19 protein-coding genes and 2 pseudogenes are annotated in these 23,985 nt (G+C 55.7%); 16 read left to right on the forward strand and 5 right to left on the reverse strand.

Annotated elements, in window-relative coordinates; genetic code table 11:
* The first annotated feature begins 117 nt into the window (after positions 1 to 117).
* Together E8M77_RS21895 and E8M77_RS21900 are read left to right on the forward strand one after the other, a co-directional pair.
* Positions 118 to 834: pseudogene (locus tag E8M77_RS21895) on the forward strand (IS6 family transposase).
* 51 nt (positions 835 to 885) lie between these two features.
* Positions 886 to 1,443 (forward strand): annotated as a pseudogene (locus E8M77_RS21900) (cobalamin-dependent protein); the annotation flags it as partial.
* A gap of 592 nt (positions 1,444 to 2,035) precedes the next feature.
* Here the strand turns inward: E8M77_RS21900 and E8M77_RS21905 are convergent.
* Entirely contained in the window at positions 2,036 to 3,133 is a 1,098-nt protein-coding gene (locus E8M77_RS21905) for a hypothetical protein (protein ID WP_137132739.1), read from the reverse strand.
* Between the two features lie 492 nt (positions 3,134 to 3,625).
* A complete protein-coding gene (locus E8M77_RS21910; protein ID WP_137132740.1) occupies positions 3,626 to 5,923 on the reverse strand; it encodes a glycosyltransferase in 2,298 nt (765 codons plus the stop codon).
* A 239-nt stretch (positions 5,924 to 6,162) separates the two neighbouring features.
* Here E8M77_RS21910 and E8M77_RS21915 point away from each other — a divergent pair, with 239 nt between their 5' ends.
* The 13 genes from E8M77_RS21915 (at position 6,163) to E8M77_RS21975 (ending at position 18,849) form a co-directional block, all read left to right on the forward strand.
* Positions 6,163 to 6,840, forward strand: a complete 678-nt coding sequence (locus E8M77_RS21915) for a hypothetical protein (protein WP_137132741.1) — start codon at positions 6,163 to 6,165, stop codon at positions 6,838 to 6,840.
* A gap of 544 nt (positions 6,841 to 7,384) precedes the next feature.
* On the forward strand, positions 7,385 to 8,170 hold the full coding sequence (locus E8M77_RS21920; RefSeq protein WP_170975967.1) for an alpha/beta fold hydrolase: 786 nt from the start codon (positions 7,385 to 7,387) through the stop codon (positions 8,168 to 8,170).
* Positions 8,167 to 8,838 (forward strand): glutathione S-transferase, encoded by a 672-nt coding sequence (locus E8M77_RS21925; protein WP_205910512.1) that lies wholly within the window; start codon positions 8,167 to 8,169, stop codon positions 8,836 to 8,838. The genes E8M77_RS21920 and E8M77_RS21925 overlap by 4 nt, the downstream gene beginning before the upstream one ends.
* 3 nt (positions 8,839 to 8,841) lie before the next feature.
* Positions 8,842 to 10,035 (forward strand): CaiB/BaiF CoA-transferase family protein, encoded by a 1,194-nt coding sequence (locus E8M77_RS21930; protein ID WP_137132743.1) that lies wholly within the window; start codon positions 8,842 to 8,844, stop codon positions 10,033 to 10,035.
* A gap of 2 nt (positions 10,036 to 10,037) precedes the next feature.
* On the forward strand, positions 10,038 to 10,649 hold the full coding sequence (locus E8M77_RS21935; RefSeq protein WP_137132744.1) for a carboxymuconolactone decarboxylase family protein: 612 nt from the start codon (positions 10,038 to 10,040) through the stop codon (positions 10,647 to 10,649).
* 109 nt (positions 10,650 to 10,758) lie between these two features.
* On the forward strand, positions 10,759 to 11,799 hold the full coding sequence (locus tag E8M77_RS21940) for an extracellular solute-binding protein (RefSeq protein WP_137132745.1): 1,041 nt from the start codon (positions 10,759 to 10,761) through the stop codon (positions 11,797 to 11,799).
* A 106-nt stretch (positions 11,800 to 11,905) separates the two neighbouring features.
* Positions 11,906 to 13,642 (forward strand): iron ABC transporter permease, encoded by a 1,737-nt coding sequence (locus E8M77_RS21945; protein WP_246659361.1) that lies wholly within the window; start codon positions 11,906 to 11,908, stop codon positions 13,640 to 13,642.
* 28 nt (positions 13,643 to 13,670) lie between these two features.
* Positions 13,671 to 14,780, forward strand: coding sequence for an ABC transporter ATP-binding protein (locus E8M77_RS21950; protein WP_137132746.1), 1,110 nt, complete (start codon positions 13,671 to 13,673; stop codon positions 14,778 to 14,780).
* Position 14,781: 1 nt separating this feature from the next.
* A complete protein-coding gene (locus E8M77_RS21955) occupies positions 14,782 to 15,426 on the forward strand; it encodes a flavin reductase family protein (RefSeq protein WP_137132747.1) in 645 nt (214 codons plus the stop codon).
* The gene (locus tag E8M77_RS21960; protein ID WP_137132748.1) at positions 15,419 to 16,285 is read left to right on the forward strand and encodes a fumarate hydratase; all 867 of its coding nucleotides are present in this window, start codon (positions 15,419 to 15,421) and stop codon (positions 16,283 to 16,285) included. The genes E8M77_RS21955 and E8M77_RS21960 overlap by 8 nt, the downstream gene beginning before the upstream one ends.
* Positions 16,282 to 16,902 carry a fumarate hydratase C-terminal domain-containing protein gene (locus tag E8M77_RS21965; RefSeq protein ID WP_137132749.1) on the forward strand — a complete coding sequence of 207 codons (621 nt, stop codon included), beginning with the start codon at positions 16,282 to 16,284 and terminating at the stop codon, positions 16,900 to 16,902. Before E8M77_RS21960 ends, E8M77_RS21965 begins: the two co-directional genes overlap by 4 nt.
* A 196-nt stretch (positions 16,903 to 17,098) precedes the next feature.
* Positions 17,099 to 17,854, forward strand: coding sequence for a GntR family transcriptional regulator (locus E8M77_RS21970; protein ID WP_137132750.1), 756 nt, complete (start codon positions 17,099 to 17,101; stop codon positions 17,852 to 17,854).
* A gap of 116 nt (positions 17,855 to 17,970) precedes the next feature.
* Complete coding sequence (locus E8M77_RS21975) at positions 17,971 to 18,849, forward strand: alpha/beta hydrolase (RefSeq protein ID WP_246659362.1); 879 nt, start codon at positions 17,971 to 17,973, stop codon at positions 18,847 to 18,849.
* 131 nt (positions 18,850 to 18,980) lie between these two features.
* On the opposite strand, the gene E8M77_RS21980 is transcribed toward E8M77_RS21975, so the two are convergent.
* From E8M77_RS21980 to E8M77_RS21990, 3 genes are all read right to left on the reverse strand, one after another.
* Positions 18,981 to 21,065, reverse strand: a complete 2,085-nt coding sequence (locus E8M77_RS21980; protein ID WP_137132751.1) for a 3-hydroxyacyl-CoA dehydrogenase NAD-binding domain-containing protein — start codon at positions 21,063 to 21,065, stop codon at positions 18,981 to 18,983.
* A 24-nt stretch (positions 21,066 to 21,089) separates the two neighbouring features.
* A complete protein-coding gene (locus E8M77_RS21985; RefSeq protein WP_246659363.1) occupies positions 21,090 to 21,869 on the reverse strand; it encodes an enoyl-CoA hydratase-related protein in 780 nt (259 codons plus the stop codon).
* Between the two features lie 179 nt (positions 21,870 to 22,048).
* A complete protein-coding gene (locus tag E8M77_RS21990) occupies positions 22,049 to 22,207 on the reverse strand; it encodes a hypothetical protein (RefSeq protein ID WP_246659364.1) in 159 nt (52 codons plus the stop codon).
* A 279-nt stretch (positions 22,208 to 22,486) separates the two neighbouring features.
* Between E8M77_RS21990 and E8M77_RS21995 the strand changes: the two genes are divergently transcribed.
* Complete coding sequence (locus tag E8M77_RS21995; protein ID WP_137132752.1) at positions 22,487 to 23,524, forward strand: UDP-glucuronic acid decarboxylase family protein; 1,038 nt, start codon at positions 22,487 to 22,489, stop codon at positions 23,522 to 23,524.
* Positions 23,525 to 23,985: the final 461 nt, after the last annotated feature.

The raw sequence follows: 23,985 nt of genomic DNA on the forward strand, positions 1-23,985 counted from the left end.
GGTCTAGAACCTAATGGGACGTTTCATAGCAGTTAACTCTATGCGCGGGTTAGGTGTTCAGTCCCGGCGGCACTGTAACGTTAACTGGTCGTCGAGCAAAATGTGGGATCTGTCGGCATGACCAGACTTGCCCGTGATCCTCTCTATCGCCGCCACCAATTTCCTGCAGAGGTGATTGCCCATGCCGTTTGGCTCTATTTCCGTTTTCCGCTCAGTCTGCGCATGGTCGAGGATATACTGGCAGCGCGTGGCATAATCGTCTCTCACCAGACCGTGAGGCTCTGGGCGGAGAAATTTGGCAGACACTTTGCCAATGATGTCCGAAGGCGATCGGCCGGCAAGCTCCGTGACAAATGGCACTTCGATTAGGTTGTGATCACGATCGCCGGCAAGAAACACTGGCTCTGGCGTGCCGTCGATCAAGATGGTTTCGTCCTTGACGTTCTGGTCCAGAGCCGCCGGAATGCCAAAGCTGCAAAGCGTTTGATGCTAAAGCTTCTGAAAGGGCAAGGTCGTTCGCCCCGTGTGTTGATAACCGACAAGCTCCGGTCCTATGGCACCGCAAAACGCGACATCATGCCCAGTGTCGAACATCGCTCGTACAAAGGCTTGAACAATCGGGCGGAAAACTCCCATCAGCCGATCCGAAGGCGTGAGAGGATCATGAAACGCTTCAAGTCAGCAAGGCAGCTTCAACGCTTTGTTTCCATCCACCACCCGATTGCCAACTTCTTTCACATTCCCCGTCACGACATCTCATCCACCCATCATCGTGAGCTGCGAGCAACAGCCATGGAAACATGGCGCCAGATCGCACGCCTGCACGCCGCCTGACCGAAGGCAGGATCCAAAATCGTACCCGCCCCGCGTTAAGTTTACGGTGCCGTTGGCGAGATATCCGATGCCATGCGCCAGGTGTTTGGCGATCATGTCGCCGTGCCGGACGTGGTCTCCAATATCTATGGCCCGGCCTATGAGGGCGATCCCGAATATGAAAACCTGACCAACCGTCTCGCCATCTTTGCCAAGGCCACCGGCATTCGCCCCACAATGCTGATGGCAAAGCTTGGCCAGGATGGTCATGATCGCGGCGCCAAGGTGATTGCCTCGGCCTTCGGTGATATCGGTTTCGAGGTCGTGGCCGGCCCGCTGTTCCAGACGCCGCAAGAGGCGGCGGATCTGGCTGTGACGCAAAAGGTTCAGGTGGTCGGCATGTCGTCGCTTGCGGCCGGACACAAGACGCTTGCCCCACAGCTTGTCGAAGCCTTGAAGGCAAAGGGCGCCAAGGACATCATCGTCGTGGTTGGCGGCGTCATCCCGCGCCAGGATTACCAGTTCCTGCTGGACTCAGGCGTCGCCGCCGTCTTTGGCCCCGGCACAAATGTGCTCGACGCCGCCCGCGCCATTCTCGACCTCTTGGAGGGCCGCCGCCGAAACGCCTGAGCTTGCGTAGAGACCTAGTAGAGACCTATGGGAAGAAAAGCCCACGTTCGACGATACCGGCTTCCGACCAATCCCGCTCACCTTTAATCAGCCTACCGTATGTTTGTGCCCCTTCAATGTTCAGGGGTCCTCAAAGGCCAGCCGGATGCTTTGATCGAACAGAAAAGACGCGAGGGAGCGACGCCTGCCGCACTTGCTGCTGAGTTTTAAGTTTCACCGACGACCATCTGCTAGGTGCTGGCAAAGATCGAGCGCAACCGTCGTGTTATCAAAGATCACCTTGAAGCTCCCTTGAGGAGAGTGACGAAGCCCTATGAGGGCGAGTAGTACGGGTAGGTTCGGGATGCGGGTAAAACCAGTCAATGGAATTTCCAAGGGCAGCGACGCGAGAGTCAGTAGTTCCGGTAGGTATTCCATGTCGAGAGAGTATTTTCCGGATCGGCGGATTTTATTTCGAGTGTAGCACAATTATACCGTTCCAATCACGGTTTCTTGTTCAATTCGAAGTGTCCAATTTACTGCACGATGCAATAGTGGCAGTATTCCGTGTGTATGACAGACTTTAATTCCGCCAATGATGTCCGGGGCAGAATTAGCGGATGGAAATTGTTGAGAAAAGGCCCCGCACTGATCTCAGACCACGGAGAAATCTGTTTCTTCCAAATGGGTATTGATCAAACTTTTCTATCTTTAGACCAACAGCATCAGCGAAATCTGGCGCCTGCGCTCTAATCATGTCAAAAATAATGAGTCCTTCAGCGTATCGCTCGCATAAATTCAGGAAGCCAAGATAGCTGAGCAAACCCAGATGAGAATCGGGCTTCTTTTTCCACCCACGATGGTAGGCCTCCTTAGCTTCATTCCAAAGACCGTAGTCAACAAGTATTTTTCCCAGAAACAATTCGTATTCTGGCTCAGATTCACAAAGTGCAGCGGCTTTGTATAGGAGCGCCAATCGTTGTCTTTTAGCGCTATATGGCAAGGCTTTCGCTTTATTCAGTAGGAAATGCGCAGATTTATCCGAGTTCGCAAAAATTTCTTTCTGCAACGTCGAAACATCGAAATCTCCATATATAATGTTCCGAATTGTACTATCTAGCAGCCCAATTTGTTGCAGCATGGCTATACTATAGTGCCCGCTATATGGCACCGGAATGTGCAGGCATGAGCCATATTGACTGATCAGTTCGGCGTGTCTGGCATCATTGGTTCCAGGGTCATAGAATAGATAGATCTCGGACCGAGTGTTGATCGTCAAACTATCCATAAAATGCGTGCAATTTTTAGTTGTTTCTCGCCATCGATTTTCCCAGGGCACCAGATTCGGATCAACACTATATTGGGGAGAAAAGACGATGACCTTGCGGGCGTCGAGTAAGCCTGATGAGCGATACGCCGCATAACCACCCATGCTCGCTCCATAGGTGACAATCGATTGCCCAGCAGAGATCCGACTTTTAACCAGCACCAGAGCCTCAGCCATCTCCGGGAAGTTGTACCAGAGATTGTGCTTATGAATAAAATGGTAGGCGGTTACGCCAATTTTCTTAAAGTAAGCCTCGCCAAACCCCTGCCGCTCTTGACTAAAAGCGTCCGAAAAAGCGTCGAATGTAACAATGACCGTGTCTGAGCCTGTGCATTCGACAGCAAACACATCGATATTGGTGGACCTAAATATAAGTTGTCGCAAATTGTTCATCCCAAACTACATGCGCGCTGAACAGGAATATTCATTTCGCAACATCGCTGAAAGTCCGTCTCCATTGAATACAAGACAGTCTTCATCTTGCATGCATGACCAATGCGATTGGCTCTCCATGGTGCGCCGAACATGGGGGCAATGCTGCCTCAACACAATCGACAATACCCGATAGATGTCCACTTGAATACGGCTTGGCGCGGAGTCCCTCCTGGCGGCTCGATTGCGACATTTGCATCCCTTATCTGCGCCCTCGCGAGCAAATGTCGGAATCAAGTGAACCACTATCAAGACTATGATTTGAGTGGGATTTTCGAATTTGACATTTGCTCGAAGCGCGAGTCGCACATGGATATCAAATGTCAAATTCGTTCCACCAGCCAATATTCGTTGAACAAGCCAATTCGCTGTTTCTGTTTAAAGTCCGATGCTATTGAAATCTGTGCCGGAACATGAGCGAATGCGGCGTTTTCAAGCTTCGCACTATTCTGCGCATTCCAGCCCTCCCAAATGCGTAACCGGCTCCAGTGCGAAGAGCGCAACTCCCAAGACCCGAGCATCGGGATGATCCGGGTTTCTATTGACTGGCGCGTCTGCCCCTGGGACGAAGATTGTGAGGACGACCAGATCCTTGCCCCATGGCATTGAACCAAGCGAATCCTGATCCAGCGGTATATGGAAAACCTCTTGACCAACCTGTGGAGGCTGCACCTCCGTCGGCTTTCCGAAGTTAATGCTGATACTGACTTTCTGTAGCGGAAAGAACAACGAGCCTCCCAATGTTATCGCCAATACCTTGACATCCGGAGAGGAAATTCTGAGCGCAACAGCAGCATACCGGGAGGTCCAGATATGCTTTTCTTCAGGTGTATGGAAGCCACGCCACGTGGCAAGGGCATTGGAAATCGGCGACCCACCACGCATCTGATATTTATGTCCCGGCAACACAGTCATGATTGCGGGAATACCGGGCGGAGGCTTTAGTCCAACCTGTCCGTCGGAATTGAGCGCGACGCCATTCGCTGTCGCAGCCATTTTGTTGCGAACCCGTGACCAGATCTCGAATTTCTGAAAGAATAGATCTTGAGATAGATTAAGTGCGTCCTCAATGATTTCGGGTGTTACGCAGTAACGCGTCTTCCGAATCCACTCCACATCACGTATTCTCTGTGCAAGCGCCATCAGCTCAATAGCAAAATTGCGTTCCTGATGCTGGAGTTGATTGCTGAAGGTGCCCGCCAGACGATGCGAATTCTTACGATGCTGTCGCCATGCAACCAAAGGTTCTGCAAGGTGGTGGTGGGTCCCGATCAATGTTGCGCGCAATGGTGACAAGAGGTCGAAGCCGTAAGGGCACAGTTCGGGGTCAACGGTTTCAAAAGCAGTGAGGACGGAGCGGTGGAAGGCTGATGTTGCGCCGATCCACCACGATCCCCATTTCCTGACAGTATCATCCGGTCGCTTGACTACTAAGGCTTGGGGGTCGATGTCAAACATCCCAATGGGGATGCCTGTTTCCGAAATCATCAGCGCGTTGCTTGTTACCAAACGGCAAAGGGGATTGTCGTCAAATGTCTTCAGGGTTTTCTCGATCCTGCCCGGCAGCATAATGTCGTCGCTGTCGGCTTGGATGATAATCTGGCCCCTCGCATGTGTTGCGATATCGGCAAGAGTGGCATGAACACAATTTGTCTCATGGCTAAGGATAGTGGAGGCAATGTCGGGGCGCGTTGCGAGTTTTTGCATGACGATGTCAAGCCCCGTGTCCGTTGACGCATCATCGACAACGAGCAATTCAAGTTCCGGTAGCCATTGAGAAAATATACTGTCGAGCAACTCACCGATGAATGCGGCGTTATTAAATAGTGGAATAACAACCGTTGCCTTGAACTTGACGATCTGTGCTGACTTTACAGCTGTGACGTCAGTTTGCTCCAACTGGCCGACACTGCGCACATCCAGGGGTGACGGATCTTCGGCCCAACAATCGACGGCCAGACGTATTTCTTCGTCAGTATAGAATTGCGTGACTGAGGGGTTGGCATAGATCGTTTCCAAGGTTGCTCGCGGCATTTTGAAGCATTTCCGCAACTCTCGGTATATTGAACCGGTGTGCTTTTCATCACCGGAATTGGCGTGAGACAAATGAAAGTTATGGTTTTGGAAAAGTTCGGACAATCCCCGTTCAACCGCCGCAGGCCCACTCTCATAGCGAAACAGTAACAGGCGCTTATTGCCGTTGGTGTAGATCGTATAACCCCGGTCTTTGTCGAATTCTGTTCCAAATACATCAAATCCGAATGGGGTGGCGAGTTCTTGCTGAAACCAGGTCAGATGGAAGCGGACCGTCGCCTCGGCCAAAAGCCGTTTGGGATCGTAGCCGACAGTCTCAGTCTGCCAAAGATCGACGATCTGTTGCGAAATACGTTTCGCAATTAGCTCTGGTGAGTTGTCCCAGTCCGAGGGCTCTTCAAACAATTCATGATAAAGCTGCATTGCCACGGAAAGGCTGCGCGCAATGGGATCGCGGACGCCGCTGACAAACGTAACAACCTCACCGCGTCTATCGGCAAGATCCATGCGTTTCGAAAGCTCGTAATTACTGACTGACTTATGCAGGCCGGATATATCGACCTTAGCAACAGATTCATAGTCTTGAACGAGCCTTGGAAAGAAAGGTTGGAGAGAATGTGACTTGTATACGTTGCCGGGAAAACTGACTGCGAGCGTCTCGGCCAAAGACGTGGTGAAAACCTTCCCGTAGGTTAGAACAATAATCAAAAATACCTCCCAATCCTGACTATTCTGAATAGACTAGATGTCCGCCTGTGCGCGATACAAAAATATTAATAGCATGATGGAAACATGAGCTCGCGGTTCCTTTGGAATGAAATTACAAGCACAGGCTTCCGCTAGTGGTTCTTGTGATTCTGACATTTGCTCACGAGGGTGCTGCTAGAGGATGCAAATGTTGGAATCGATCCAGCCAAGTTAGATCATAATTACAAAATGGAAAATTGATGCAGCCACCAAAACGCACTTCTTCTCCATTCACTCCGGTTGTGCCGAATGTGGTTTTCGTCGGAGCGGGCCGGAATGCGAACAACCTAATGGGCATTTTCGAGGATGCAGGCGCAACTATCAGCCATGTCGTCGACGACAAACCGAGCGGTTTGCTTCTGGGAAAAGAAGTGAGGACAATCGATAGCGTTGCCGGTGAAGAGGTTGATGCATTCCTTACGATCACCGATCCCGAGATCGCGCAGAAAGTACGTGAACGACCAGCTTTGGCGAACTGCCGATGGCCAAGCTTCATCTTTCCGAATTCGGTTGTATCACGATATTCATCAATCTGCGAAGGAAGCTATATTGGTCCGTTTTCCCTCGTAACCAATGCCGTCATCGGGGTCCATACGCATCTCTTTGCCTATAATTGCATCGGAGCTCGCGCCCAAATTGGCGATTTTACCGCGATTTTACCGCACGCAATGATCTCCAGTGATGTTCGTATTGGTAAAGGCTGTGTGATTGCTACTGGTGCTCTCATCTCCGCCGGAGTGACGATTGGTGACAATTGCAAGATTGGTCCAAACGTTGTGGTTCGGCGCGATATGGCGGCAGGGACCATAGCGCTACCTGTGCAAACTTCCATCCGATCGCGTTCAGCGTTCAAGGGCAGAAAAAGCCCTCAGAACTAGATAGTGGTCGCTGCGGCGTTTGATCGTGTTTGGCGTAGGGTCTCTGGCAGGATTGTTTCGTCAAGCGCCCTTGCGATTTTTCGAAGGGGCGATTTCCTCTCTCTTCTGTGTTGCGGGTGTGTTACCGGGAAATCGACAGAGGTAAAATGCGAGCCTTGATAGGTGTCGTAATATTGGGTTTGCCGTGACGCAAACCTAAACTGTCCCATACACGAGTTTGGCTTGTTCAGATGAACGTCAGCGGCATGTGAAGCGCAATCCTATGCCCAATGCGGATAGGATGTTGAACGTGGAAATTTGCGACAGGACCCGAAATCATCCCCTTCAACAAGCCAGAATGCATTGACAGAAGAGTGATCGATTTTTATAAGGCATAAAACTAGCTTAACAATTTTATTGGTCAAGGTCGAAGGAGGCGATGGGGACAACAGGTCTTGTTTACTGTGGTCCCTACGGTCTTGCTGTCCGACCCGACTTTGCGATGAACGGCTTCGTCACTTCTCATACACCCATTGAGATACGGCGTCAGCCGGAGGAGTGTTCCATGCAACAGTGTAGGCATATCGGCGTTCAGGGGCTTGCCGCCTATACGCATATCGTTGCGGATTGCGCGCCCTGGGTCGTATTTTCAAATTCATTGGCGACCGACAAGTCCATTTGGGATGCGCAAGTGGAGGCTGTGTCCCAACGCTGGAATATTCTGCGTTATGATCAGCGAGGGCACGGCGCTTCGGCTCTTCCAGAGGGTGCGGTCGATTTCGCCCTGCTTGGTGCTGATGTTATCGCATTGATGGATCATTTTTCCATCGAGCGTGCGGCTTATGTCGGCCTCTCCATGGGGGTGCCAACCGGGCTTTCCGCCGTGTCGCAGGCGCCGGCGCGCATTACCGGCCTGTTGCTTGCTGATGGTCAGGCCAAGACGGCACCTGGCGGCGGCCAACAATGGCGCGATCGCATTGCATCCGTGCAGCAACTGGGGCTGGAAGACTTTGCGCGGTCGACCGCCGAGCGTTGGCTTGCCGATCCGCAAAGCCCAAGACGTAACACATTGGAGGCGATGATTGCCGCCACGCCGGTCGCCGGTTTTACGGCCTGTTCCCTAGCCCTTGCCGATTTCGACCTGACGGATGTGCTGGGCGGGATCACCTGTCCTGTCTTGCTGGTTGCCGGCGAACGGGACGGAAAGCTGCCAGAGACGATGCAATTGATGGCCGCCAGTATTCCGGGTGCCGACTTTGCCAGCATCGCCAACGCCGGGCATGTGCCCTGTTTTGAATGCCCGGAGGCTTTCAATGCGGCACTTCTGCCATTCCTGGAGAGTTTGACATGATGACGTTGCACTGGTCGCCGCGCTCGCCCTTCGTGCGCAAGGTGATGATCGTCCTCAACGAAACCGGACAAAGCGGCGATGTCGATTGTATCCGCTCGACCGTCGCCATGATGGCCCAGCCAAACCCTGATGTTCTGTCCAGCAATCCGCTGGGCAAGATCCCGACGCTCATTCTCGAGGATGGCACCTCCCTGTTCGACAGCCGGGTGATCTGTGCATATCTTGCGGCAAGGGCGGGAATGCTGGTGTCCGATAATGCGGGCGAAAGGCTGTGCCAAGCGCGCTGGGAAGCGCTGGGTGACGGCATGACCGATATCCTTCTTCTGTGGCGTATCGAGCTTGCTCGGGCGGGAAAGGCCGAGCCGCTGCTCTGTGCCGCCTTCGAAACCAAGATCCGCGCCGTCTTAGCCTTCTTGGACGCCGAAGCTGGAGCACTGGCGGCGACGCCGCTCGGGCTGGGACACATCGCAATTTTCTGCGCGCTGGGACAGTTGGAATTTCGGTGGCCCGGTACTGGATGGCGCGATGCTCATCCAAATCTGGCGACATGGTTTGCCGGGCTTTCTATGCGTCCGGCCTTTGCCGCCACTGCTGTTGTCGATGATACGCCCGCATCTTCTTCTCCCACAGCTCCGCCCGAGGCTGTCTTCACATTTGAAAAGAGCTGACCCATGGCAGGACCGCTTTCCAATATCCGCGTTCTGGATCTCAGCCGGATCATGGCCGGCCCATGGGCCGGACAGATCCTTGCCGATCTAGGGGCTGACGTCATCAAGGTCGAGCGCACCGGAGTTGGTGATGATACGCGCCGCTGGGGGCCGCCCTACCTCAAAGGGTCTGACGGCGAACCCACGGCAGAGTCCGGCTACTACCTCTCCGTCAACCGGGGCAAGCGCTCGATCGAACTGGATCTGGCCTCTCCGGAGGGGCAGGATGTCGTTCGCGAACTGGCGAAGATCTCCGATATCGTGCTCGAAAATTTCAAGGTCGGTACGCTGGATCGCTATGGGCTGGGACCAAAGCATCTGCGTGAAATCAATCCGAAACTGATTTATTGCTCGATTACGGGCTTCGGTCAGGATGGACCTATGGCCGAGGATGCCGCCTATGACTTCATGATCCAGGGCATGGGTGGCCTGATGAGCGTGACAGGCGCCCCAGACGGTCAGCCAGGCGGTGGACCGCAGAAGGTCGGCATTCCAATTGTCGATATCATGACCGGCATGTATGCGGCGATTTCGGTGCTGGCTGCCCTGTCCGAGCGCAATGTCAGTGGCAAGGGTGACTTCGTGGATCTGGCGATGCTGGATGTCGCCACTGCCATGCTTGCCAATCAGGCCATGAATTATCTTGTGTCGGGCAAGGCACCCGAGCGGCGGGGCAACAAGCACCCCAATATTCAGCCGCAGGACGTGTTTGCGGTGCGAAATGGTCACATGGTGTTGGCGGTTGGCAATGACGAGCAATTCGCCCGTTTCGTCGATGCACTGGGAATACCGGAGCTTTCGACAGACCCCCGTTACGCAAAAAATGTCGATCGGGTCCGCAATCTCGATGTGCTGCATCCGCTGATCAGCGAGCGGCTGATGACGCGGGATCTCGAAGATTGGCTGGATCGGCTCGGAACACTCAAGGTACCCTGCGGACCGATCAATACCGTACCGATGGTGTTTCAGGAGCCGCAGGTAAAGCATCGCCAGATGTTGCGCAAACTGCCGCATCCACTGGCAGGTGAGGTCGCTCAGGTCGTGTCGCCGCTACGCTTCGAGCGATCGACATTATCTTTCGACAAGGCGCCGCCACTGCTGGGCGCCGATACCAAGGCAATTCTTGCCGAGCTTGGACTATCAAAGGAGGAGAAGTGAATATGGGAAGGATCAGCTTTCCGACCCCGGACGTCATGTCCGATCAGCAGCTTGCAATTTACAATGATATCATTTCAGGGCCGCGTGGGACACTGGTCGGGCCTTTGAGAGCGGCCCTTCACAATCCCGTTCTGGCGGACCGCTGGCAAAAGCTCGGGCAGGTTCTGCGTTATGAAACAAGCATACCTTTTGCCCTGAACGAAATTGCCATTCTCGTGACCGCCCGGCATTGGAGCAGCTTGCTAGAATTTGCCATCCATGCACGTGAGGCTGAACGGGCCGGTGTGGCTGCTGAACTGATCGAGGATCTGCGGCTTGGCCGCAGACCCAATATCGTCAATTCGCCGGAAATTGCGGAAATCTACGAGTTTGTTCGGCAGCTCCTTGCCGGGGGCGATACATCGAACCATGCCTATGCCGCCATCGTTGAGCGTTGGGGCGAAGTCGGTGTTGTCGAGCTGACGGCAGTGACGGGATATTACACCATGGTCGCTATGACGCTGAACGCGCATCGTATTCCTTTGCCAGAGGGATTTCACTACGAACTGCCCTATCTGGGGGAGGGCGTCTTCCATCTGCCTGCCTTGAATGAAGTCGCGGGCGAGGCCGGGTAAAGACCACAAGGCTATCTTGTATAACGCATAAAACTGACTTATAGATTTAATCGGAGTTTTTGGCAGTGTCGGGAGGGTCGGACAGTGCCATTTTAGGGAGGAGAATGACATGAAATTTGCAATCAATGCTGCCTGGCTGGCTGGCGCTGTGGGGCTTGCGCTGTGGAGCCTTCCCGCGTACGCCGCAAACGATCAGCTGATCGCTGCGGCGAAGGCCGAGGGCAAGGTTGTCTGGTACACGACGATGATCGTCGACCAGGCGGTCCGCCCGATCGTAGCCGCTTTCGAGGCCGCCTATCCTGGTATCAAGGTCGAATTCGCGCGCGGCAACAGCGGTGATACGGCGCTCAAGGTTATCAATGAAGGGCAGGCCGGAAACCGCCTGGGTGACGTCTTCGACGGAACCGGCACCTATGCTTCGGTGAAGGCCGCGGGAATGGTCGCTCCTTACGTCCCTGATTCAGCTGCTAATCTGGCCGCCGAATTCAAGGATCCGGATGGCTATTGGCATGCCGCCAACATCTACTATCTGACGGCCGCCTATAATACCGATCTGGTGTCGGCTGAAGATGCCCCCAAAACCTACGAGGATCTGCTCGATCCGAAATGGAAGGGCCAAATGGCCTGGGCCGTCACACCTGAACCCACCGGCGCCGCCGGGTTCGTCGGCAACGTGCTGATGTCCATGGGCGAAGAGAAAGGCATGGCCTACCTCAAGAAACTTGCAGGTCAAAAAATCACCAACATGTCGTCGAGCCAGCGCACTGTACTCGATCGCACCATTCTGGGCGAATCGCCTATCGCTTTGATGATTTTCAATCATCATGTTCCCATCAGCAAGGAAAAGGGAGCGCCGGTCGAATGGATGCGGATGGAGCCGCTCGTGTCCAGCGCCAGCCTGATCGGTCTGGTGAAGAATGCCCCGCATCCAAATGCCGGGAAGCTGTTGATCGATTTCATTCTCTCGAATCCAGGCCAGCAGGTCATCGCCAACGCCAGCTATCTGCCGTCCAACCCAAACGTGAACGTTCAGTATCCAGAACTCCTGCCTACCGGACCAAAGCCGTTCAAGGCAAATTTCATGTCACCCGATGTCGTCGAGAAGAATCTCGCCGAGTGGATCGATATCGTCAACACGATTTTCATGTGATGCTCATTACCCGGGCTTCTCAAAGCCCGGGCCTTTCGATGCGACAGGTTTGCGGCTCTTCCATTGATGGTGGCGCGGCGAATAAATGAGTGGGCGGAGGCCGCTGATGGCGAATAGTGATACGCGTTTCAATTCCATATCGACAGACACCCAAATGGCCCAGCGCAAGAGCCGTAATCCGACACTCTGGATGAGCGCCTTGCTCGGCGCGATCCTGACTATTCTCGTGTTGCCTGCCGTCGCGATCTTGATCGGGCGGTCTGTTTCCATCACGAATCCGGATGCCAGTTTCGGTGGCTTTACCCTGCAGCATTTCGCCCGTTTTCTGACGACTCCGGATGTTTTGACCAGTACCTACAACTCGATTGTTTTCGCCACGCTTTCGACTGTCGTGGCACTCCTTTTCGGAGGAGTTCAGGCCTGGCTGGTTGAGCGCAGCAACATGCGTCTCAAGTCACTGGCCTATTTGACGACAATTATCTCGCTTGGAACGCCATACATTCTCTATGTCGGCGCCTGGCTCTTCCTGCTGGGGCGAGCCGGCCCAGTGAATGATGTCTATCGCTTGTTGACCGGTTCGCGCGGCGTCATGATAGATGTCTACTCGATGTCGGGCATGGTCCTGATCGAGGGGTTCCTCTGGTCACCACTCGTTTTTCTGCTGTTGTCATCGACGTTCCGCGTTGCCAATGCAGATCTCGAAGAGGCGGCTCGGATGAGCGGCGCCAATATTTTCCAGACCATTTGGGCCGTATCGGTGAAAATGGCGATGCCAGCCATACTTGCACTGGCACTGTTTGTTTTCATCCGCGCCATTGAGGCTTTCGAGGTGCCGGCAATGGTGGGCATGCCGGGTGGGGTCGATGTGCTGACCACGGATGTCTACAAGTCCATCAAGGAAACCATTCCGCCGGATCTGGGCTATGCAAGCGCCTATTCGGTCGTGCTGCTGCTTGTGGTCGGTGTGCTTCTCTATTTCTATGGTCGGCTTGCGAAAAATGCTGGGAAATACAGCTCGATCACCGGCAAGAGCTTTCGCCCTCGGCCGTTCGATCTTGGTTCCTATCGCTGGATAGCCGAAGCACTCGTGCTCTTCAATTTCGTGCTTCTCTTGCTTTTGCCACTTCTGGCCCTCTTGTGGCTGGCGCTTCAGCCTTTCATGCGGGCGGTCCGCCTTTCCGCCTTTCCAGCCATGTCCCTCGATCATTTCCGGGTGGTCTTTGCCTCGGAATACTATCGGGAGCTGGCGATGAACACGATTGTCGTCGGCGTTGTGGCGGCGACAGCGGCAATCATACTGACCTTCTTCGTTGGCTGGCTCAGCGCCCGTCGCAAGCCAGGCGGGGTGCTTCTCGATCAGTTGGCGACAGCGCCGCTGGTGTTTCCCGGCATTGTCATGGGTGTCGCCTTTCTCATGGTGTTTCTATCGATCCCCTTGCCGATCTATGGGACGATCTGGGCGCTGGCGATCACCTACACCGTGCGCTACCTGCCCTACGGATTGCGATACAGCTATGCCGGCATCCTACAGATCCACAAGGAGCTGGAGGAAGCTGCCGGTGTTGCCGGTGCCGGGCCTCTCACCATGTTGAGGCGCATCATGGCGCCGCTTCTGTCGCCGGCATTGGTGTCTGGCTGGCTGTTCATTTTTCTGATCGCCACCAAGGAGCTGGCCGTCGCGGCATTGCTTTCGGGACCCAATAGCCAGGTGGTCGCGGTGGGGATGTATGACCTGTGGGTCAATGGTCAGGGCGGAGAGCTGGCGGCCTTCGGTCTCGTCTGGGCCGCCGTCATGACCTGCCTTGCTTTCCTTTTCTACGCCTTGACCAAGAACAAGGCATAGCCGAACCACTTTCTGGGAGAACAGACCCATGTTGAAACTGGACAATGTCAGCAAGGTGTATCCGGCTGGCAAAAATGAATATGCCGGCGGCATCAGAAATGCGGATTTCAACCTCGAGCCCGGTACCTTTTTTACCATGCTCGGTCCATCCGGTTGCGGCAAGACGACAACATTGCGCTGCATAGCCGGGCTGGAGGAGCCGGACAAGGGCCGCATTCTGCTCGATGGACGCCCGATTTTCGATGGGGCGGCCGGCGTATCGGTGCCGATGCACCGGCGCAATATAGGCATGGTATTCCAATCCTATGCCATCTGGCCGCACATGAGCGTTTTTGAAAATGTCGCCTTTCCGCTCAAGGTTTCCAAGGCTGAGCGCTACAGCACAGCCGAGATCGACAAGGCCGTCCACGGCGCGCTTGAGGTTGTCGGGCTCGGTGGCTACGGCGCGCGTTCGGCGACCCAGCTTTCCGGCGGTCAACAGCAGCGTATCGCGCTTGCTCGCGCCATCGTCCATAGGCCCAAGCTACTGCTGCTGGATGAGCCACTCTCGAACCTCGACGCCACCTTGCGTGAGGGCATGCGCACCGAATTGAAACGGCTGCAGACCGAACTTGGTATCACCGCCGTCTATGTTACCCATGACCAGACCGAGGCACTGGCGATGTCGGATGTCATTGCGGTGATCCAGAAGGGCCATGTGCAGCAGTTCGGCACTCCGCAGGATATCTATTTCCGCCCTGCCAATGAATTCGTGGCCGGCTTCATTGGCCATACCAATATTCTGCGCGGCAAGAGCCTTGGCGGCTCCGCGGATGCCGTGACCGTCGAGATCGGAGGCGGGGTCCGGATCCGTTGTCATGCCGATGCCGACCAGCGATCCGGAGAAACGGTCGGCGTTTCCATTCGGCCGGAGAATATAGTGCTGGCGGGCGGGCACGAGGTTGCCAACGAGAACAACAACAGGCTGATCGGCCGGGTTGGCTCGGTGAGCTTCCTTGGGAATGTCCTGCACTATGTCGTCACAGTGGGCGATCAGGCGATGCAGGTAGAGAGCAATCCTGACCGCCGTTTCGAACCGGGCAGCGAGGTGGCGCTGAGCTTTGCCCCTCGTCATGGCCGCGTGCTGCCTGTGGCTTGAGATGTTTTACGATCCACGCCACCAGAACCCGAGGGAGGTGGGCTTTGCTCACGATCCCTGGAACGCACTGATCGCGCCGCGCCCGATCGCATGGATATCGACCCGCTCAACGTCGGGCGTCGCCAATCTGGCACCGTATTCATTCTTCAATGCGGTCTCCGGTGCACCACCCTTCGTCATGTTCTCCTCGGCGGGGCGCAAGGACAGCCAGCGCAACATCGAGGAGACGGGCGAGTTCGTTGTCAACATGGCGACGGAAGCTCTGGTTCAACAGCTGAATGACAGCTGTTTCCCCTTCTCGGCCGATGTCGATGAATTCGAGCGTACCGGGTTGACGTCCGTCGAGGCACGCAATCTCGGCCATGCCCCACGGCTGGCGGAATCGCCCGTTTCCATCGAATGCCGGCTGTCCCAGATTGTCGAACTGAAGACGGCGAGCGGTGCGCCCGTCCGCTCAATGGTGATATTCGGTGAGGTTCTCGGCATCCATATCGATGAGAACATCATTCACGATGGCCGCGTCGATCTCGCAATTGCCCGGCCGCTGTCGCGCCTTGGCTACATGGATTATGCAGGGCTTGGCCCGATCTTCGAGATTTTGCGCCCCACTGACGAACCACCGGAAAGGGGAACCGTCAATGTCTGATGATAGGCTTGTTCGTGAACTGGGAGGCTTGCTCTTCGACCGCGCGTTACGGCGGGTACCGGACGACGCGATCCTGGCACTGAAGGCCGCCAGAGACGGCGAAAGTTCCGAGATCGCCAAAAAGACCCTCAACATGCAGCTCCACAGCGCAGAATTAGCAGCGGCGCGGGACACCTATGTCTGTTCCGATGCCGGCATTCCGGTCTTTCTGGTGAAGCTTGGCACGCAAAGTCCGATCCGCGCCGATTTCAAGGCCTCGTTGAAGGCTGGTTATGAGGATCTCGTCGCCCGCGCCAACCCACCGCTCCTGTGCCACGTCACTAATCCACTGACGCTGGAGCGCTCGCATACTGGCAAAGGCATGCCGATCGTCACCTTCGATCAGGAAAGTGGCGTGGATTGGGTCGAAATCATCTGTTCTCCCAAGGCGCTCGGCTCCGGGCGCTGGGCGGCACTTGAGCTATTTACCTTTCCCAGCCTGGCTGAAATCGAGGCCTATGTGCTTGATGTCGCAATCAAGGCCGGCGGGCAGCATTGTCCACCCGTTGCCATCGGCGTCGGTATTGGCGGCACGTTCGATTATGCGGCGAAAATGGCCAAGGAGGCCACTTTGCGTCCGCTTGGAACACCGCACCGCGAACCGCAGGTCGCCGCACTCGAAGCGCGACTGACAAAGGCGATCAACGGGCTTGGCTATGGGCCAATGGGCACTGGCGGCGATACGACAACGCTGGGCGTTCATGTTGAATGGTGTTCCGGTCACGGATTCACGCCAATTGCCGTCGCCTTCAATTGCTGGATCAGCCGCAGATCTCGAGTGCGGATCCATCCAGGCGGTGAATTGGAGTGGATGGAATGAGCCACGATTATGACCTTAGCTTGCCCGTTGATCCGGCTGATCTGGCGCTGCTCAAACCCGGTGACCGCGTATATCTGACCGGTGAAATCACCTCGACTGCCGGGCTACCCACGCATGAGCGGTTGGTCCGGGAATTGGCCGAAGGCATCTTGCCGCCGGTCAAGCTTGCGGGCGGCGTGCTCTTTCATCTTGGATCATCCCTGGAAGAGATCGATGGCCGCTGGCATCTCCACTATGTGAACCCGACAACCAGTACGCGGTTCAACGCCCTGATGCCGCCGCTGATCCGGGGCTATGGCCTGCGCCTGACCGGCGGCAAGGGAGGGCTTTCTCATGAGAGTGCCGAGGCGCTGGCTGAAAGCGGCGGCGTCTATCTGTCCTTTCCCGGCGGCGCAGCACCGGTGCTGACCGATGCCGTCGAGGAGGTCGTGGAGGTGGCATGGCCCGAAATGATCTCGCATTACCGTATTGTCCGGATGCGCGTTAAACGTCTGGGACCATTGACGGTTGGCATCGATACGCATGGAAACAGCGTCTACGACCAAATTGACGAGACTGCCAAAGGGCGAAGGGCGGAAATTCTGGCGCAATTGGTGCGAGACAGGGCCGGTGTTTAGCTGGCAATCTGCTGGATTGCCTTTAAAGGAACCGCCGGCTGATGCAGAGCTTGCCTGAAAAGCCATTGCTCGAAGGTTTGCCGGTACGGGGCAGCAACAGGGCTTTCCGACAAAAAAGCAAAACTCTATATGATGCACATGTCTATCGGCGGGCAGCACACAGATCGTCGATCGTTGTGATGGAAGGAATGCAATCATGTCGGAACCCAAGGTGAGATCCCAGACCGCCAGCGCTTTGGACAAAAGTTCCGTCGCCCGCTACCTGCAGCTGGCATCGCTGTTTCGCAAATGGATCGAGACCGGAACATGGGCCGTCGGTGCGCAGATACCAACGGTCGAGATGCTTGCCAAGGAATGCGGCGTTGCGGGCATGACCATCCGGCAAGCGCTCGATATCCTGGAGAAGGAAGGTTTGATCCAGCGTTTTCGCGCCAAGGGCACCTTTGTTCGCCAGAAGCCCAGCCGCGATCTGTGGTGCGAAGTGCAGACGGACTGGAACGGCTTGCTGATGTCGCGCAGCAATGCCGATATCTTCATTCTATCGGATGTGGCTGACCAGACGCTCGATCAGGACAGCCATGAGGTTGGCAAGGTTGCGCCAGCATATCGGCAATTGCGCAGGCTGCACAAGCGCGCCGGCGTTCCCTTCCTGCTTGCCGATGTGTTTGTCGACGAACGGCTGCGTGGTCTGATCCCGGAAGAAAATTACTCCAGGACAACCGCTATGCGTCTTGTTGCCGATCTGCCAGGTGTGACGATCACCGATGCGCGCCAGATCCTGACCATCGATTCCGCCGATCTGGAAACCGCCACGCTGCTTGATATCGCTCTTTCAGATCCGATCGCCAAGGTGCAGCGGCTTGCCGTTGATGCCAGCGGCACCTTGATCCTTGTCGCCAATGGGCTTTATCGCGGCGATATGGTCCGCATCGATATGAAGCTGATCAAATAGGCCTGGAACCCAGCGGATTTGCTCGTTGCGCCGGTTTGGGCAGGGCTCGATAAACAAAGGAAGAGAACGCCTCCATCTTCTATCAATCAATAAAGCATGTTATTGATTGATACCGGGTGAACAGCCCGGCCAACTGGGAGGTTTTAATGCATATTCAAAGAAAGATCGCCGCACTTTGTGCTGGCGCGATGATGGTGCTTACCCATGCCGTGCCGGGTCAGAGCGCGGATCTGAAACAGGTGAAAAACGGTGACGCTACGATCGCCTATTCGGTCCGGGGAGATGGACCACTGATCGTCATGATTGCCTCAACCGGGCGCGGCTCGGCTGAGTTTGCGCCTTTCGCCGACCAGCTTGCCAAGCGCGGCTACCGCGTCGCCTTGCCGGAACCACGCGGCATTGGTGAATCCCACGGTCCAATGGAGAATGTTACTTTTCATGATTTCGGCAATGATTTTGCTGCTGTGATAGCGGCGGAAGGCGGCCAGGCAATCGTTGCTGGCCACGCATACGGTCAGTGGATTGCAAAGACCATTGCGTCTGATCACCCAGACATGACACGCGGCATCGTGTTGCTGGCCGGCGGCGCGAAGAAATGGCCTGCCGAGCTTTCCGACGCCATCACGATGATCAATGATCCCGCATCAACGAAGGAACAAAAACTGGCAGGCTTGAAACTGGCCTTCTTCGCTGAAGGCAATGATCCAACCCATTGGCTTGATGGGTGGTATGCAGCTGTCACCAAGAGCCAGCGCGATGCACGCAAGATCACCAAACAAGAAGATTGGTGGGCGGGCGGCACTGCCCCTATTCTTGATCTGCAGGCGGGTTCTGATCCTTTCCGGCCTGAAAGTTCACGCATGGAGACAAAGGACGAGTTTGGTGACCGCGTAACCGTGGCGGTCATTGCCAATGCAAGTCACGCCCTGCCGGCGGAAAAGCCGGTCGAAACGGCAAACGCAATTGCCGACTGGGCCGATACCCTGCCAAAATAGCGAATTGAGCCAAGAAATTGAAGGGGAGGGGACGGCCGATGGGCGGTCGTCCCTTGGCTTGGGAAGATCATCTCGAAAGTCGCTGGAGGCGGAGGGTTTCCGGGACATTCGCCATCCCGGAAACCTGAGTTTCAGATCGAAAGGGTTGCCAGGAGGACGCTGATTTCTGCACGCCGGAACCCGAAGCCCGCCGCCTGCTCCAGTTCGTCAACGGCCTGCTCTACCATCAGGGCAGGTTGGCGTGCAGCCCAGAAGAGTGGTCCGCCACGGTGGGCAGGAAAGCCGTAGCCATTGACGATCGCCAGATCTACGTCGGAGGGCCGCTGCGCTATGCCTTCGGACAGGAGCAATACCGCTTCGTTGACCATGGCTGCCAGCGCCCGGCGGACGATTTCGACATCGCTGAAGCTGCGCTGGGGTCTGCCGCTTTGCCTACGGCACTCGTCGATGATGTGTGCCGCTTTCGGATCAGGTTGTCCGCGTCCTTCCGCCTTGTCATAGGAATACCAGCCCGCGCCGGTCTTGCGTCCGAGACGGCCGGCCTCGCAGAGCCGGTCTGCGATCGCGACATAGCGTTCGCGCGGATCGCGCGTGGCTGAAAGGCGCTGCCGCATCTTCCAGGCGATATCGAGCCCGGACAGGTCCGAAACCGCAAAAGGTCCCATGGCCAGACCAAAGCTTTGCAGGGCCTGGTCGATTTGTTGCGGTGAGGCACCGTCCTCCACCATGAATTCGCAATGGCGACGATAGGCAGCGTATATCCGGTTGCCGATAAACCCCTCGCCGACACCGGCAATGACGGCCGTTTTCTTGAGCCGCTTGCCAATGGCGAGTGCGGTTGTGAGAACATCCGGCGCGGTACGCGCACCTCGAACAACTTCCAGCAGTTTCATGATGTGGGCGGGGCTGAAAAAATGCAAACCGACTACGTCCTCGGCCCGGTTTGACGCCTCCGCCAGCCGGTCCAGATCAAGGTAGGATGTGTTGGAAGCGATGATGGCGCCCGGCCGGGCAAGCGCGCCAAGCTGGCGCATCACCGGTAGTTTCACGTCGTAATCTTCAAAGACCGCTTCCAGCAAAAGGTCGCAGTCTGCCAACACTTGAATGTCGGTTGTCGTGCCGAGATGGGCGAGACGCGCGACCGCCGCCTCATCGCTGATGCGCTTGGAAGCCACCGATTTGGCGTAGTTGTCCTGAATGCGGGCAAGGCCGGCTGCAAGCGCTTCGTCGGTTCTATCGATGAGCGTCACGCTGTAGCCTGCGTCGAGAAACGCAATCGCGATGCCCGAGCCCATCGTGCCGGCACCCAGTATTCCGACTTTTTCGACCGCTCGTGGCACTGCCTTGTCCAATCCAGGCAGTTGCTGGGCCTGTCGCTCGGCAAAAAACTGGTAGCGCAGGGCGGTTGCCTGTTCGCCAAGGCGCAGGGTTTCGAAGGCCTCGCGCTCGAGGGCCAGGGCTGCATCGAAATCCATCGAGATGGTCCGGCGCAGGATATCGAGAGCAATATCGACCGAGTCCAGGCCTTTGGCACTTTTGCTAGCCGCGTTCTCTGCCTTGGCGATAGCTTCCGCGGGTTCTGACGGAATGGGCATGGCGCGCACCAGCCGCTTGCGGCCGGCAAGTGTTTTGGCGGCAGCGATCGCGGCACTGCGCAGATCCTCGGCTGTGACTTCGTCGATCATGCCGAGACGTACCGCTTCCGGCGCGTTGACGCGGCGAGCGGATGAGATCAGTTCGATGGCCCTGCTCATGCCGGTCAGCCGCGGCAGACGCTGCGTTCCACCTGCTCCGGGGATGATGCCGAGCCGTACTTCAGGCAGGCCGACCACGGCCGTCGCGGCGGCAATGCGGTAGTCGCAAGCAAGGGCGATTTCGTAGCCGCCACCCAGCCCCGCACCATGAATGGCGGCGACAACTGGTTTCGGACAGGCCTCTATGGCTTTGATCAGTTGTGGCACAAGAGGCTCGTGCAGAGGCTTGCCGAATTCGCGAATATCCGATCCGGAAATGAATGTCTTGCCGGCGCCGATGATGACGACGGCTTTGATCGTCTCATCGGTGCTTGCCATGGCCATGGCATCCGACAGTCCCTGGCGCACGCCCCAGGAACCGGCATTGACCGGTGGATTGTCTATACTGGCAATAAGGACTCCATCCTGTATGTCAAATTTGACGAGAATGTTCTGCCCGGTCGGGGTTTGTTGCAAAGACATGTATGGTGCTCCTCCCGCGCCACCTCAGCGGCCCTTGAAGACCGGAAGGCGTTTTTCGACAACGGCGAGGGTTGCCTCGCGGGCATCCTCCGTTGTCATTAACCGGGTGCTGAAGCCCTGCTCGAGCTGGTAGCCGTCCTCTACCCCCATGAACTCGACGGCGTTCAAGGCTTCCTTGCCCAGCCGCAGGCCGAGAGGGGACTTGGCTGCGATGATGGTGGCAAGCGAGAGAGCTTCCTCCATCAGCTTTTCCAACGGCACGATGCGATCGACGAAGCCCCAGCGCTCCGCTTCCTGCGCGCTGAGCGGCAAGCCCGTGAAGAACATGCGGCGAAGCACGCTTTGCGGCAGGTGGCGCCCCATATGGGCGGTGGCGCCGCAACGGCCAACATTGATTTCCGGCAGGCCGAAGCGGGCGTTTTCCGATGCGATGCGGATGTCGCATACCGAGGCGATCACTGCACCTGCACCAAGCGCCGGCCCATTGACGGCAGCAATTGTCGGCAGGGCGCATTTGCGAATGTTCTCGAAGCAGCGACGGATGATCCGGGCGCGACAGGGATCATCCTCGACGGTTGCCGCGAGGAATTCATTCAGGTCGAGCCCGGCGCAGAACGCCTTACCACCGGAGCCCGTCAGGATGATGCTATTGACGTCGGTCCAGTTGCTCGCCTCCTGGAACAGGTCTGCCAGTTCCAGGTAGAGCGCCAGTGTCACGACGTTGACCGGAGGATTATCAAGGGTGATTATCGCAATTTTGTCCGCCTTGGCAACTTTCAGGCGTTCAGTGGGCATGGCTGTCATGGTTTTGCAACTTCTCTCGGCAGATCTATGTGGACTTCAGCATGTTTCGTGACTGCATGCCATAAAGCTATATATATGATATAATTCTGTCTAGAAGAATTCGTCCGAATGGACGTCAGCCTGCAATCAAGGCTGCAGGACACCCTACGCCAGGAACAGTGCAGAGACGTCGCATGTCTTTACTGGACTTCCTGGCCTTGTGAGCCCAAGCAGGCTGTTGAAGAGGTCTTCTGTTTGGCCCTGCGGATGGCCTCGTCACCGTTGTGATAGACGAACACGATTTCGATCGTTCCATCATCGAGCAGTTCGGCGTGTCCGTCGCCGGAGACCTCGTCCATTTCTTCAAATCCGGCCCATGTGATGTGGACAAAGTTTTGGCTGTAGCCAAGATCAAGGCCCGCTTGCAGCGCGCCGAACTCAGCGAATCATGGGGAGGCAAATGAGGCGAAAGTCTTTTTCCAACAGCCTGCCAGGCTTTCCCAGAGGTCTCAAGTCGGCGGGGTTCAAAACATGCAAGCTGTTCAGGACAGACGATCGGGCTCTGGACATATAAAATCAACGACGAATCATCTGCTTGCGTCACTGCACCAGGTCACCTGAAATAACGGAGAAGCCATATGGCAAAGCGCATCCTGGTAACAGGCGGAGCTGGATTTATTGGATCGAATTTGGTTGCCCGATTGGTCGATGAAGGCAATCACATCATTTGCCTCGATAATTTCTCAACTGGTCCGAGGAGCAACGTAAGTCATCTTGTTGACACTGGGCGGTTCGAGCTTGTTGATCGTGACGTCAGGGATCCATTTTTTTTCGAGGTAGATGCAATCTATAACCTCGCCTGTCCGGCATCGCCCTCTCACTATCAGGCAGATCCGATCGGAACGATGATGACAAACATACTGGGTGCGCGCAACGTGCTCGACCTGTCCAAGTCTGCACAAATTCCGATCGTCCAAGCCTCTACATCAGAAGTCTATGGGGATCCGCTCCAGCATCCTCAGTGCGAGGAGAATTGGGGGCATGTCAATCCAATCGGCGTGCGAGCCTGTTACGATGAGGGAAAGCGTTCTGCAGAGACCCTCTTCTTTGACTATCAGCGCAAGCATAATGTGCAAATCAAGGTTGTGCGGATATTCAACACCTACGGCCCCAAAATGCAGGCGGCTGACGGACGTGTCATTTCCAATTTCATAGTCCAAGCTTTACGAAATGCTGACATTACAATCTATGGTAATGGGGAGCAAACCCGTTCATTTTGCTATATTGATGATCTGGTAGAGGCCCTCACGCGCACAATGGCAACCGGTCCGGAAGTGACAGGGCCAATTAATTTGGGAAATCCGGATGAGATTACTGTGCTTGGCCTTGCCGAGCTTATTCGCGAGATGGTGAACTCGCGCTCAAAAATAGTTCATCTTCCATTGCCTCATGATGATCCTAGGAAGAGGAGACCTGAAATCACAAAGGCTCGAACACTTCTTGACTGGAAACCTCGTACAAAATTGTCAGAAGGTATTAATCTTACTATTGAACATTTTTCTCATATTCTCAGCGATGAGCGTGTTGCAAGGAATGTCATTGATCAGCGTCCTTGTCTTCAAGGCGTTTCTTTTCCGAGCGGGCGGCTTGGTCGCCAGTCCGACCGGCCTGAATAGAACCTGATGGTGAGAGCGGTTGTGCAAAATTGACCACGGTCGCGGCGGGATTGTCCCGCTTCGGGCGGCGTAAAAGTCGGCCACCATTTTCCTTCCGCAATGAGCGCAGGAGTGCCTGGGAATCTACACCGTGGCATCATATCTGAATGTAAAACTGGCTTGCTCGGAAAGAATGAGCCGGTATCAGGCTGCACGCTATGCGAACAGCAATCCGGCACGAATGAAATCGGCCAAGGAGGACACCGCGATTGGAACGAAAATCGGATTTCATAGCCATGTTTTTTCTCCCAGAGACTGCTGTAGCCTAACGCGAACACAAGCAACGAACATCAACAGTTAATAGGTTCGATACGGTCAAAGTCGATCAAATGACCTAGGGTCTGTGGGGATTCACAAATCAGCGCGAATGTGATTCACGCTTTGGATGGATCGTTTTGTACTGACAGACGCCCAATGGGCGA

The organism is Rhizobium sp. FY34, assembly GCF_005222845.1.
Taxonomy (GTDB): Bacteria; Pseudomonadota; Alphaproteobacteria; order Rhizobiales; family Rhizobiaceae; genus Neorhizobium.